The sequence below is a fragment of the Haloarcula salina genome, assembly GCF_010119195.1.
Classification (GTDB): Archaea; Halobacteriota; Halobacteria; order Halobacteriales; family Haloarculaceae; genus Haloarcula; species Haloarcula salina.
This window is the reverse complement of sequence record NZ_WRXL01000005.1, coordinates 373,336-387,531: the sequence shown is the minus strand read 5'-3', so window position 1 is coordinate 387,531 and position 14,196 is coordinate 373,336. Positions and strand designations below refer to the sequence as shown.

Below are 14,196 nucleotides of genomic sequence, written 5' to 3'. Positions count from 1 at the left end.
GACAAGGGAACGGTCGTCTCCGTCGGTGAAAAAGCGGTGGCCCACGACGTGATGAACGTCCCCGTCGAGACGTTCGGTGGCCTGCCGGCGAAACTGCTCAAGAAAGGCATCGCCGCCCGCTGGATCGCCGACGTGACCGGGGTCGGCCGGGCCGCCAAGGCCTGGCCCGACATGTAGGCCGGCTCTCGACACGGTTCTCGACCGGCTTCGGCGCGCCGCCAATCGGGGAACCCATACATTCATACTATTCCATCCAGTGTAATTGGACAATGCCAGTAGCTTGGCTGAACGCAGTCAGCGGGAGTGACATCGATACCGCCGGCGGAAAGGGGGCGTCGCTGGGCGAACTCCGCGGTGCCGGCTTGCCGGTCCCGTCGGCGTTCATCGTCACGGCGGATACGTATCGCACGTTCATCGACGAAGCGGACATCGCCGAGGACCTGTTCGAGGCCGTCGACATCGACAGCGAGGACTCGACGGCGCTCGCCGCGGCCGAACAGCGCGCCCGCGAACTCATCATGAACACCGAGTGGCCCGACCCCGTTCGGGAACGAATCCTCGACGCCTACGGGGACTTCGGCGACGACCCCTTCGTCGCCGTGCGGTCGTCGGCGACGGCCGAGGACCTTCCCGACGCCTCCTTCGCCGGCCAGCAGGAGACGTTCCTGAACGTCGACCGCGAGGACCTACTGGACCGCATCAAGCGCTGCTGGGGATCGCTGTTCACCCAGCGCGCCATCTACTACCGCGACGAACAGGGCTTCGACCACGAGGCCGTCGACATCGCCGTCGTCGTCCAGCGGATGGTCGACGCGGAGAAATCGGGCGTCATGTTCACGAGCCACCCGTCGACGGGCGACTCCGAAATCGTCGTCGAAGGCGCGTGGGGGCTCGGCGAAGCCGTCGTCTCCGGCTCCGTCTCGCCCGACAACTACATCATCGACAAGGAGAGCGGCGAGATCGAGGACGTGACCGTCACGACGAAGAAGACCAAATGCGTCCGCGACGCGGCGACCGGCGAGACCGTCGAGAAGTCCGTCGACGAGGCCCGGCGCGACGAGCGCGTCCTCGACGGGGACGAACTCGACGAGCTCAGGCGGGTCGGTCGACGGGTCGAGGAACACTACGGCGACCCTCAGGACGTGGAGTGGGCCATCGTCGACGGCGACGTGTTCATGCTCCAGTCCCGCCCGATCACGACTATCGACGAGTCGACGAACGGGTCGGCATCGAAAAACGGGGACGGCGACGGCGAGATTCTCGTCTCCGGCCTGGGCGCGAGCCCGGGGACCGTCTCCGGGCGGGTCCGCTCGGTCGGCAAGCTCGATCACCTCGACGCGGTGACCGACGGCGACGTCATCGTCGCCGAGGTGACGACGCCGGACATGGTCCCGGCGATGAAGCGGGCGGCCGCGATCGTGACCGACGAGGGCGGGATGACGAGCCACGCTGCCATCGTCTCACGGGAACTCGGCGTCCCGGCAGTCATCGGCGCTGAGTCGGCGACGGCGACGCTGGCAGACGATCAGTACGTGACCGTCGACGGCGACAGGGGCACCGTCGCGGACGGCGCGGCGACGGAGGCGGAACTGCGCGACGGGCGGTCGACCTCAACCGAGGCCGGTGACGCCGGCGCGTCTGCCGGGGCGTCCGGCGCGGGGCAGGCGAGCGCCTCGAAGCCGATGACGGCGACCGAGGTGAAGGTCAACGTCTCGATACCCGAGGCCGCCGAACGCGCCGCCGCGTCGGGGGCCGACGGCGTCGGCCTGCTGCGCATCGAGCACATGGTGCTGTCGCTCGGGAAGACGCCCGGGAAGTACATCGCCGACCACGGCGACCGTGCGTTCCGACAGGAGATCATCGACGGTATTCGGACCGTCGCCGAGGCGTTCTATCCCCGGCCCGTCCGCGCGCGGACGCTGGACGCGCCGACAGACGAGTTCCGCCAGCTGGAGGGCGGCGAGGACGAGCCGACCGAGCACAATCCGATGCTGGGCTATCGGGGTATCCGGCGGAGCCTCGACAAGCCGGCCGTGTTCGAGCTCCAGCTGGAGGCGGTCCGCGGGCTCCACGAGATGGGCTACGACAACGTCGAGCTGATGTTCCCGCTGGTGACCGACGCGGAGGACGTGCTCCGGGCGAAGTCGCACATGCAGAACGTCGGCATCGACCCGGACAAGCGCCGCTGGGGCGTGATGATCGAGACGCCGGCGAGCGCGCTCTCCATCGAGGAGATCGTCGACGCGGGCGTCGACTTCGTCTCCTTCGGGACGAACGACCTCACGCAGTACACGCTCGCGGTCGACCGGAACAACAGCAACGTCGCCGACCGCTACGACGAACTCCACCCGGCGGTCCAAACGCTGCTAACGGACGTGATCGAGACGTGCCGGGCCAGCGACGTGGACACGAGCATCTGCGGGCAGGCGGCCTCGAAACCGGCGATGGTGCAGTCGCTGGTCAACGCCGGCATCACGTCCCTGTCACCGAACGTCGACGCGGTGCGCGACGTGCAACACGAGGTCAAGCGCGTCGAGCAGAAGCTCCTGGTCGAGACCGTCCGCTGAGCACGTCCCTGTACTCCCCGATCGTGACCGATACCGATGAAACACGTCCCACGTGAGACCCCAGGACAACAGGAGAGGTTCAACAGGGCCGCTCTCTACTATACGAGCATAATTCTCATGTGCAATTTTGCGCCCACCCCAACTCGATTCTAAATATATTTTGTATATGTAAAACTATTAAGACGGGAATATATCTGCATGCTCAGATTCGATTTCAGGTTCTCAATATCCGATCATAGATTATAATTTACGCCCTCATATCTCGCCAATGTGGACCTTGATAGCAGTCCATTCGCTCAGGACTACTAGTTCAGCAGCACTGTCGGGGCCGATGGATCCGATTTCAGGCGATGTTATTTCTATAGGTATGCAGTTTTTCCACGCAGTGACTATCGAAACTGCATCCGACTACCGAAGCATCATTGTTAAGAAAAGAGCCTCGTTAGCACTAATCAATGGTTAACGATCAACTGAATATTGGTATTGTGGGGCTCGGATCCCACGGGAAGAACCACGTTACGATGTTACAAGAGATGGGTCATCAGGTACGTGGTGTCGACGCGAATCCCGAGAACCGCTTTGAATTCGAACAGAAATTCGATGGAGAGACGTACGAAAACCCCTCTGAATTGTACAATAGCGGTATTGATGCAGTAATAATCTCGACACCGAACAAATTTCACGAAGGTGCAACTGTTGATGCCCTGGAAAACGGTCTCGACGTGATGCTTGAAAAACCGTTAGCTCACGACGTGGCCTCGGCCGAGAGGATTGCCAATACTGCAAAAACGACAGGGAACATCTGTCTCGTTGGGTATCATCACCGTTACCGCAATATCTGTCAGGTGACTCGATCGTATATTGAGCAGAATTATCTCGGTGAGGTCACGCATATCAATGCCAAATACATTCGTCGGCGTGGTGTCCCTGGACGGGGAACGTGGTTCACCTCTCGAGAGATCGCAGGCGGTGGTGCCTTGATAGATATCGGTGCTCACCTCGTGGATATGCTGCTGTTCCTCGCTGGGCGACCTACCCTGGAGAAGGTAATGGCAGTGGCTCGGTCGGATTTCGGCCAACACGACGACTATTCGTACCTCCACATGTGGGGTGAAGACGACGAGGCCCGGATGTATGATGTTGAAGACTCTGTAACGGCTTTCTGTTCGTTCGAAAACGGGCTGACGGCCAGTATCGAAGTTGCGTGGGCAGCGAACGATACTGCGACGCACTCATATAAGATCCGGGGAACAGAGGCGGGCGCGTACCTCGATATCACAAATTCGCTTGAGGAGGTCGACCCAGTAGTCGACGTTCGCAACGAACTGGAACTCTACGAGGCACGCTCGGGCGGAAGCGACCACTTCGTAAACTCTGAGGTCATTGCACCGCTCAATAATCCGTATCGAGAGGAACTCGAGACGTTCCTCTCGGCGGTTCGTTCCGGAGAGCGGCCTGCACAGAACAATGTCGAGCAAGCATTACAGGTGCAGCAGGTGATCGACCGACTCTACGATGCGAGCGGTCAGGGAGGAGATGCAAAAACTAAATAGCCACACGTCATGGTAGTGAGTATGACAAACTCCTCAGGAAAGAGAGAACGTAAAACCATCCAGTCGGTGGAGACCGCTCTTGAAATTCTTGAGGTCATCCGCGAAAAAGAGATCGCAGGTGTTACTGAAATCGCGGACGAGTTCGGTCGCTCAAAGAGCACGGTACACCACTACCTCGCTACGTTGGAGGAACACGGGTACTTGGAACGATCCGATGGAAAGTACCAACTCGGTCTCAGATTTCTGACGCTGGGCGGGAAAGTTCGCGAACAGGAGCAGTTGTATCACCTTGGGAAAAGCGATGTTGACAAGCTTGCACGAGAGACTGGGGAGAAAGCTCGTCTCATCGTCGAGCGAGATGGGTATGGTATCACCTTGTACCAGTCGTCCGGAAACGCGATCGAAGATACCCCGACGCACGTCGGTAGCATCGAGGAACTGTACTGTACGGCAGCCGGGAAAGCATTCCTTGCAGAACTCCCTGATGAAGAGGTTTCGACGTATCTCGGCGAGACAACGATGCACGCGTACACGCAGAATACGATCACGGACCCCGAGGAACTACGCGATCAGTTAGAGGCGATTCGATCTCGGGGAATTGCCTTCGACGACGAAGAACGATACGACGGGATCAGATGTGTCGCTTCATCCATCGTCTCGAGTGACGATACGCTACTCGGGGCGTTGAGTGTCTCTGCACCGGAGGATCGGGTGTCCGATGAGCGATTTCGCTCTGAGATACCCGATCTCCTGCAGAACATTGTCGGTGTCGTGGAAATCAATACGACGTATTCCCGGTGGGAAGATATGTTTTGATATCAGCTGTAGCTCTTTGCGCTCAAGCACGGCGATAGCACTGTAGATAACACGAGTACACACGTTAGTACTGTGGCGGAGATCACACTTTTTCGAGAAGTGGGGTGGCTAAGCCGAAACTGGGTTTCCGATAATGAAACAATTTTCCGAAGAGCCGCGCTCGTGAATCGCACTCCGCTTCCTTACTGGTCCTGAATGGGGTTCGTTGTGCGAGAGCTCAGCGAATAATGAACAACTGCAGGCACGAATTATAGAGGTTTCCTCATCTCAAACGCACTGTCGACCGTCATTTCCGTGCTGTTCACCGGTACTATTATAAAGGACAACATACAGTGCAGAGGTATGCAAGTCCAGTCACTGACGGGACAGTGGCGGTTTCGCCGCTCTGAAGAGGAACCTTGGAACACGGGCACGGTCCCCGGTGGGATCTACACCGATCTTCTAGAAAACGAAGCGATTCCCGACCCGTACGATGAGGATAACGAACTCGACATCCAGTGGGTTGGGAAATCCGATTGGACGTACCGACGGACGTTCGATGTTGATCAGGCGCTGCTATCTCACGACCGGATTCAGCTGCACTGCGATGGGCTCGACACCGTTACGACCGTGCGCGTGAACGGGGAAGTCGTCGGAGAAACAGAAAATATGCATCGTGTCTACGAATTCGATGTCACCGGAGAACTTCAAGAGGGTGAGAACACGATAGAGGTCCGCTTCGACTCTCCGGTTAAGTACGGGATCAACCGAGCGGATGCCTACGATTACGACGTACCCGCGCTCCGATACCCCGTCGACCAGCCCGCACGTAGCCACATTCGAAAGGCACAGTGCCACTACGGGTGGGACTGGGGGCCGTGTCTCCCGACTGTCGGGATTTATCGAGACATCCGTCTGGTCGGCTTTTCGGGCCCTCGAATCACTCACACACGGACGAAGCAGGAGCATTTTGATCAGGCTGTTGCTCTCGGCGTCTCGGTGGGTATCGAGTCGACAGCTACGGCCGATGGGACTCTTTCGGTCTCGATTGCGGGGACAGAAGTAGCGGAGTCTATTGCAATTACCAGCGGAGAAGAAGAGTACGAAGTGACGGCTACGGTCGAGGATCCCGACCTCTGGTGGCCGAATGGCTACGGCGACCAACCGCTGTACGACCTCGAGGTTGCGGTAGAGACCGACGAAACCACGCACGTAGAAACAGACCGAATCGGATTCCGTGAGATGTCGGTCGTTCGTGAACCACTGAACGAGTCAGACGATGGCGAGGGATTCCGGTTTGAGGTGAACGGGACACCGGTCTACGCGAAGGGTGCGAATTGGATACCGACGGACGCACTCTATGGCCGCGTGACGGACGAACGATTCGAGGACCTCCTCGGTTCGGCTGTCGACGCGAATATGAACATGATTCGCGTGTGGGGGGGCGGATATTACGAGTACGAGCGGTTCTATGAGGTCTGTGACGAACTCGGTCTGTTGGTCTGGCAGGATTTCATGTTCGCGTGTGCACTGTATCCTTCCGACGAACGGTTCTTAGACTCTGTAGAGAACGAAGTGAGGGACCAGATCCGGCGGCTTGGGAATCACCCGTCAATCGCACTTTGGTGTGGGAACAACGAAGTGGAAGAAGGTGTCAAAAACTGGTTCGCTGAACACGACCATCACGAGGAACTGGCTGACGGGTTTGAACAACTGTTCCTGGACCGGATTGCGACTGTCGTCGAGGCTGAAGACCCGAGTCGGACATACTGGCCAGGATCGCCCTCGTCGGGTGATGAGGAGCCCGAACCATATCGTACGGATGTTGGAGACATCCACTACTGGGACGTCTGGCATAAAGGCGCACCCTTCTCGGAGTACGAAAAGACCGAACCGCGATTCGTTTCGGAGTTCGGGTATCAGTCGTTTCCTTCCGTAGAACTGCTGCGTTCTGTTATCCCGGCTGACCAACTTAATCCGACCGCGCCTCTCATGGAGCATCACCAGCGGAATGAAGGCGGAAATGCGAGAATCCTTAGCCGAATGGCCGACCACTTTCGGGTCCCGTTCGACTTCGAGAACTTCGTTTATCTCAGCCAGGTCCAGCAGGGAATGGCGATGCAAACTGCGATCGAACATTGGCGACGGCTTAAGCCCTACTGCATGGGAGCACTGTACTGGCAACTCAACGATCTCTGGCCGTGTGCGTCGTGGTCGTCGATCGAATATGGCGGCGATTGGAAGGCGTTACAGTACGTTGCTCGGCGTATATTCGCCCCTGCGCTCGTCACGACGACGGAGACGGACGAGGGACTCGAAATCTGGATTGTAAGCGATGAGACCGAGTCGATAGAGGGAACGTTGAATGTACGCTGGGAGTCACTTACCGGCGAAGTCATCGAGACTGAGCAGGTATCTGTTTCCATTGATCCACAGGAGAGTACGCGAGTCGTGACGGTTGACCCTGAGACCGTGATCGGCGAACGATACGCCGAGGCGTACCTGTGTGCCGATCTCGAGAGTCCTGTTGAATCGTATCCCAGTTACGATTTCTTCGAACCCTACAAACACCTCGATCTCTGCCAGCCGTCCTTTGATATCACCGTCGATGGCACAACGCTCACGATTAGCGCAGACTGTATGGCGCTCTTTGTCCGGCTCACGCTACCAGGTACGGACGGGAACTTCTCTGACAACTATTTCCACCTCCCTGCCGGGGAGGAGCGGCAGATAACCTTCGATTCGAACGAGACCATCACTGGAGATGAACTCAAGCAGGCGCTCTCGATTAGACACCTCCGGGCGACGTACTAAGTGGTATGTTTGCACGAGTCGTATAGAAATGTTTAAATAGAACTCTTCCAATGGCAGGACTGACGGGGAATACAACAGCAAGGCTATGCTGTGTCATCGATATCTGCTCGCACTGACGGCCGCTTTCGATCGGTCTGTCGTGCGACGTTTCGTCAGTCGAAGCTCCCCTTCGTGCCACCGTCAGAAGGGACGTCAGTCACACCAACGTGGTCATGGGACTTCCCGTCCGTCCCCGTCCGGACAACTGTCCTCACCACTTGCCTGACCTGTGCTCTCTGTGGGCCGTGTTCAGGGCTCTGTAGTGTTCGCTGAGTGGTCCTCACCCAATGTCGATAAACAATAATTTCCATAGTTTTATATGGCATCAGCGTAACCGTCTTGATGAGCAATGTCCGAAAATAAAAGCGCGGAATATAGTGACAAACTTGACCGACGAAAGTTCGTCTCACTCGTGGGGGCAACTGGCGTGGCCGCTCTCGCCGGGTGTGGTGGGAGCAGCAGCGGTAGCGACGGAAGCGATGGAGCGAATGGCACGTCCGGCTCCGGGGATCAGGTCGCTGACGTTACCCATGTCGGATACACGAACCAGGTGCCAACACAGATCCAGTACAACCCGAGCAATCCGACCAGCTACGCGCAGATCTCTCAATACCTCCTCTTCGATCGGTTCGCGAATTTCAACTTTTCGCGCGGGGGGTTCGTTCCGTATCTGATTCAGGACTGGGAACTGCAGAACGACCAGAACCGATTCGTGCTGACGCTCCGCGAGGGCGTGACCTGGGAAGACGGCGATAGTGTCACCGCCGCTGACGTCGCGACGCAACTACGCCTCTCGATGCTGTCCGGGGGTGCCATCGCTCGGTACACTGACGACATCATCACCGAAGACGAACAGACGGTCGTCCTCAATCTGAGTACGCAAGTCAACCCACGAATCATCGAGTTCAACGTCCTGGGTCAGCGGTTCATGACCCAGAAGCAGGAAATTTTCCAGAAGTACGTCGACAAATTCGACGGCGACGAGGAAGCGGCCGCAAAGCAACTGCGCTCGTTCAAGTATACCGATGTGGTCGCGAGCGGGCCGTTTACGCTCGAAGAACAGGCCAATCAGCAGCTCCTCTTGAGTCGACGGGATGACCATCCCGATTCAGAGAACATCAATTTCCAGAACTACTCGTTCCGGTATCTCGACGGCAACACGGCAGTCCACCAAGCGATCGGTGCGATGAATGTCGACTCCGTCTTTAGCGTCTTCGCACCGCCGAATGTGGTCGAGAGCTTCTCCGACGCAGTGCAGATGGAGACAGTCCCTTCGAAGTGGGGATACGGCCTCGTCCCGAACCACGACCACGAACACGCGGGTGACCGGGCAGTCAGACAGGCGATCGCACATGTCCTCGATCGAAAAACTATCGTCCAGAACGTCGGTCACACGCTGAAAAAAGTGCCACCCATTCCTGTCGGAATCCCGTCTGACGATCAGAAGCGGTGGCTTGAGGACGCCTATAGCGACTTTGAAGATTACGGTCCGGAGTCCATGCAGACTGAGAAAGCGGCACAGATACTCCGAGAGGCGGGCTACTCCAAGCAGAACGGGACGTGGGTCGACAGTGACGGTACCGCGGTCAAGTTGCCCGTCACTGTTCCCTCCGGGTGGAGCGACTGGATTACGGCGACCCAGACGATCGTCGATCAGTTCAACGAGTTCGGATTCGACGCCTCCGTGGACTCACGGAACTTCAGTTCGCTACTCGGAACCGCGTGGCCCAACAGTGATTTCGTCCTCTCTGCAGGAGGATGGCTCCCGGGTGGCGGCCGTGCCGCGTTCCCGTACTTCTCGCTTCAACACCAGTTGATCGAGAACTTCCGTGGATTCACTTACAACTATGGCCCGGCCGCGTCGTCGCGCGGTGGGACCCAGTCTGACGTAACCGTTCCCTCTCGTACCGGTTCTGGTTCGATGACGACGAATCCAAACGAGCGGCTCACCACGCTCTCCGAGACAGTCGACGAACAAAAGACTCGGGATATCATCGTCGAGCAGGCGTGGGTCACGAACGTCGACCTGCCGATGATCCCGGTTATGGAGAAACAGGAGCAGACGTTCTTGACGACGGACCAGTGGGACGTCCCGGAGCAGAACGCGGTGGTCTCGCAGGTCCGGTGGGCCTGCACGTGGCTTCCCCGACAGGGTGAGCTGAAGTACTCCGGTTGAACTCGCGTCGCGATCTACTCAGCGGGTTACACGGTTACAGAACCAAAACAATTATTTAATAGGTTATAGAATCCAACGCTATGAACAGTTACTTCGTCAAACGGACGGGTCGGGCCATCCTCACCATCTGGTTGGTGATGACGCTCACGTTCGGGATGATCCGGCTCATCCCGGGCGGCCCGATTGAGATGCTTCGGGCTCGGTTGATACGACAGGGTGTTGACCCGTCCCGTATCGACGCGATCGTACAGACATACAAACAAGATCCCACTCCAGTGTACGTCGAGTACTACGAATACGTCACGTCGCTGCTGTCCGGGAACATGGGACAGTCGTTCTACTATCAGGAGCCGGTGTCGGCGCTCATCGTCGACGCACTTCCGTGGACCGTGTTCGTCATGGTCACGGCTACGATCCTCCTGTTCGTGATCGCGATCCTTCTCGGTGCTTTGATGGCCTATCACGAAGGCACGGCATTCGACACTGTTGCCAGTAGTGCGTCGATCCTGCTCTCGTCGATTCCGTTCTACGTCCTCGCCATCGGGTTCGTCGTCGTTCTGTCCTATCAGTTCGGTCTGTTCCCGGCTCGGTACCGGGTGGGTCCCGGCGTGGAACCCGGATTCACAGTACAGTTCCTCTCGAACGCGATCTACCACGCTGCACTCCCCATCGCGTCAGTCGTGCTGACCCAAGCAGGGTTGCAAGCGCTCGCCATGCGTGGGAACAGTATCCAGGTACTCGGTGAAGATTTCGTCCGTGTTGCCCGTCTTCGAGGGCTCTCGGACCGGCGGATCGCCGTACGCTACGTCGGTCGGAACGCGATCCTTCCGATGTACACCGGGTTCCTGACGCTCATCGGATTCAATATCGGGGGCTCGGTTATCCTCGAACAAGTGTTCACGTATCCCGGTATCGGATACTACATGTATCAAGCGCTAATCAACCGAGACTACGCGCTGATGATGGGCGTCTTTCTCATCATCACGACGACGCTGGTCGTCTCGGTGTATATCGCGGACCTGACTTACGGGCTAATCGACCCGCGCGTTCAATCGGGTGGTCAAAGTGAAGCATACTGAATCAGATTCGACGACGAGCAACGAGTTCGAATTCGGAACGACGGGCTCCGACGTTGAGGTGACGACCAGCGAACGGCTCCGCGACATCTACGAGGAGTTTGTCTACAAGCCCGGACTCGTCGCGTGGGACGACCGCCGAACCCGAATCGGGTCGATCATTCTGTTCGCGTACGTCCTGATCGGGACCGTGGGTGTCTGGCTCTACGAGGCTCCGGCCACGAACCAGGACCCGCGGAGCCTCCAGCCCTTCGAACAGTTCTTCGTCGCACCCCTCGGAACCACCGGATCGGGCGAGGACGTGCTCGCGATGGCCATCCACGCCACGCCGGCAATGCTTATTATGGTCCTCGCCGGCGGCGTGTTCGCGACCGGATTTGCGGTCCTCATCGGCACCGTCGCCGGCTACAAGGGCGGTGCTACTGATCGTCTCTTGACCACGTTCTCTGACATCGCCATGTCAATCCCCGGACTGCCGCTCATCATGGTCGTCGCCATTATTCTCTCGCCAGAGAACCCTGCGGTCATCGGAGTGATAATAACGATCAACTACTGGGCGGGGCTCGCTCGCTCCATCAGGTCTCAGGTCCTGGCGATCCGGGAGCACTCGTACGTCGAAGCCTCCCGCACGATGGGGACCGGAACGACGCGTATCATCGTGAAAGATATCATCCCGAACATCATGCCGTACGTGCTGGTCAACTTCGCCAACGCCGCTCGATACGTCATCTTCGCCGCGGTCGGGCTGTACTACCTCGGAGTGTTACCCACTTCCGTCTCCAACTGGGGAATTCAACTCAACAACGCCTACAAGCAGGCCGGTGCACTCAGCGGTGGCGGAACGTTCTACCAACTGCTCGTTCCGATGGCGTTCATCATGTTCATCGCTCTGGCGTTCATCTTGCTGGCACAGGGAATGGATCGGGTGTTTAATCCGCGCGTCCGGACTCGGATGGCGGGAGAGTCGAAGTCCGAATCTGACGACGATACCGACACAGCCGCGCCAACGGAGGTGATGAACTGATGACGCAGTCACACGACCAGCACACGGAGCACATCGCAGTTGACGATCCGATTATCGAAGTCAGGGACGCGTCGGTCACGTACGACGAGGGGACCTCGTACGTCCTTGACGGCGTCTCGCTCGACCTCGGTCGCGGAGAGATACTCGGCGTGGTCGGAGAGAGCGGATCTGGGAAATCGATGCTGGCTTCGGCATTGCTCGATGCCGTCCCGGATCCGGGCCTCCTCAGTGGAACGATCGAGTATCATCCCGACAGCGGAGCCGCCACTGACATCCTCGAACTCGACACCGAGGACCTCCGCGCGCTACGGTGGGAGGAGATATCGATGGTCTTCCAGGGTGCGATGAGTTCGTTCAATCCGACGATGAGTCTCCGGAAGCACTTCGTCGAGACGCTGGAAGCACACGACGAAGACGTGGAGGCGGGGATGGACCGAGCTCACGAACTGCTCGAGGATCTCTATCTCGAACCCGACCGGGTGCTCTCGTCGTATCCCCACGAACTCAGTGGCGGAATGCAACAACGGGCGCTGATTGCGCTGAGCCTGGTGTTGGAACCCGAAGTCCTCGTGATGGACGAGCCGACGGCGGCACTGGACCTTCTGATGCAGCGGTCCATCCTGCTTCTCCTCGACGACCTCAAGGAGAAGTACGACCTCACGATGCTGTTCATCACGCACGACCTCCCACTCGTCGCTGCACTCGCTGATCGGATGGCGATCATGTACGCCTTCCGCCTCATAGAGATCGGACAGACTGAGGAAATCATCAATCACGCTGCTCACCCGTACACGCGTGCATTGCTTAACTCGACACCCAACCTTGATGCACCACTCGAAGAGATGCGCCCGATCGAGGGACAGAGTCCAGCACCGATCAATATGCCAGACGGCTGTGCGTACCATCCCCGGTGTCCGCTGGCGGAAGACCAGTGCCGTACCGAAGTGCCAGATTTCCACATCGTTGCGGGAGACCACGGTTCGGCGTGTTTCAACTGGCGCGAATCCTACGACGAGATTGAACTCGTGCATCTTGACGATGGCGAACGGGCGATCCCAGAAGGTGATCGACAATGAGTGAGCCCGTCATCTCGCTGGAAAACGTGGAGGTGCACTTCGAGAACGAGCGGCTCTTGGACTTCGGGAACGATCCCGAAACGGTCCGAGCCGTCGACGGCGTCTCCGTGGACGTAGCGGAGAACGACGTCCTGTCACTGGTCGGTGAGAGTGGCTGTGGGAAGACAACGCTCGGGAAGACCGCCATTGGTCTCCAGCGTCCGACACACGGTTCGGTCAAGTACCGCGGGCACGACATCTGGGAGATTCGGGAAGGGAACAGCGACGCAGATCTCGAGTGGTCGGATATCCGAACGTCTCTCCAGATCATCCACCAGGACCCCGGCAGTGCGCTCAACCCGAACCGACGATTACTGTCGATCCTCTCGGAACCGCTCCGACAGGTGAATCCCGATCTCAGCAAGAGCGAGAAGAGAAACCGTATCTACTCGCTGCTCGAACGCGTCGGGATGAATCCCGCTGCGGACTTCGCAGACCGATATCCACACCAGCTATCGGGCGGCGAGAAACAACGGGTCGCGCTCTGTCGAGCGCTTCTGATGAACCCGGACGTGATCCTCGCTGACGAAGCCATCAGCGCGCTGGACGTGTCTCTTCGAGTCGAGATGATGGACATGATGCTTGACTTGCAAGCGGAGTTCGACACCTCGTTCGTGTTCATCTCTCACGACCTTTCGAACGCCAGGTACTTCTCCTCACACGGTAACGGGAAAATCGGCGTGATGTATCTCGGTCAGCTCGCCGAGATCGGGCCCGCAGAGCAGGTCATCAACGAGCCCCAACATCCGTATACCGAGGTTCTTCGATGGGCCACACCGGACCTCTCGCTTGACGATCACGGCGAGATGCCGATGCGGAAAATAGACATCCCGGACCCGATCAACCCGCCGAGCGGCTGCCGGTTCCACACCCGCTGCCCGAAAGCACGCGAAGCCTGTACACGGGCCAATCCGACGGCCTACGAACACGGCGAACAGCGGGTCGCCTGCTTCCGTGAGGACGACACCCACGAGTACTGGGACAGTCCGGAATTGACCGACGACTGAGCCGGCTTCCGTTCCGACCTACGAGAACGT

Annotated in this window: 9 protein-coding genes and 1 pseudogene; all 10 read left to right on the top strand. The window is 58.4% G+C overall.

Going from position 1 to position 14,196, the window contains the following annotated elements:
* Window positions 1-177 (top strand): annotated as a pseudogene (locus GM656_RS19375) (NAD(P)/FAD-dependent oxidoreductase); the annotation flags it as partial.
* Between the two features lie 92 nt (window positions 178-269).
* Window positions 270-2,567 (top strand): phosphoenolpyruvate synthase, encoded by a 2,298-nt coding sequence (gene ppsA, locus GM656_RS15150; RefSeq protein WP_162414510.1) that lies wholly within the window; start codon window positions 270-272, stop codon window positions 2,565-2,567.
* Between the two features lie 455 nt (window positions 2,568-3,022).
* Entirely contained in the window at window positions 3,023-4,120 is a 1,098-nt protein-coding gene (locus GM656_RS15145) for a Gfo/Idh/MocA family protein (protein WP_162414509.1), read from the top strand.
* A gap of 21 nt (window positions 4,121-4,141) precedes the next feature.
* Entirely contained in the window at window positions 4,142-4,936 is a 795-nt protein-coding gene (locus GM656_RS15140) for an IclR family transcriptional regulator (protein WP_162414508.1), read from the top strand.
* Window positions 4,937-5,278: 342 nt separating this feature from the next.
* Window positions 5,279-7,729, top strand: a complete 2,451-nt coding sequence (locus tag GM656_RS15135) for a beta-mannosidase (protein WP_162414507.1) — start codon at window positions 5,279-5,281, stop codon at window positions 7,727-7,729.
* A 388-nt stretch (window positions 7,730-8,117) separates the two neighbouring features.
* Entirely contained in the window at window positions 8,118-9,944 is a 1,827-nt protein-coding gene (locus GM656_RS15130) for an ABC transporter substrate-binding protein (RefSeq protein ID WP_162414506.1), read from the top strand.
* Between the two features lie 80 nt (window positions 9,945-10,024).
* Window positions 10,025-11,023: an ABC transporter permease gene (locus GM656_RS15125; RefSeq protein WP_162414505.1), complete on the top strand. Its 999-nt coding sequence runs from the start codon at window positions 10,025-10,027 to the stop codon at window positions 11,021-11,023.
* Window positions 11,010-12,044 carry an ABC transporter permease gene (locus tag GM656_RS15120; protein WP_162414504.1) on the top strand — a complete coding sequence of 345 codons (1,035 nt, stop codon included), beginning with the start codon at window positions 11,010-11,012 and terminating at the stop codon, window positions 12,042-12,044. The genes GM656_RS15125 and GM656_RS15120 overlap by 14 nt, the downstream gene beginning before the upstream one ends.
* Window positions 12,044-13,120 (top strand): ABC transporter ATP-binding protein, encoded by a 1,077-nt coding sequence (locus tag GM656_RS15115; RefSeq protein ID WP_137685360.1) that lies wholly within the window; start codon window positions 12,044-12,046, stop codon window positions 13,118-13,120. The genes GM656_RS15120 and GM656_RS15115 overlap by 1 nt, the downstream gene beginning before the upstream one ends.
* Window positions 13,117-14,166, top strand: a complete 1,050-nt coding sequence (locus GM656_RS15110; RefSeq protein WP_162414503.1) for an ABC transporter ATP-binding protein — start codon at window positions 13,117-13,119, stop codon at window positions 14,164-14,166. Before GM656_RS15115 ends, GM656_RS15110 begins: the two co-directional genes overlap by 4 nt.
* Window positions 14,167-14,196: the final 30 nt, after the last annotated feature.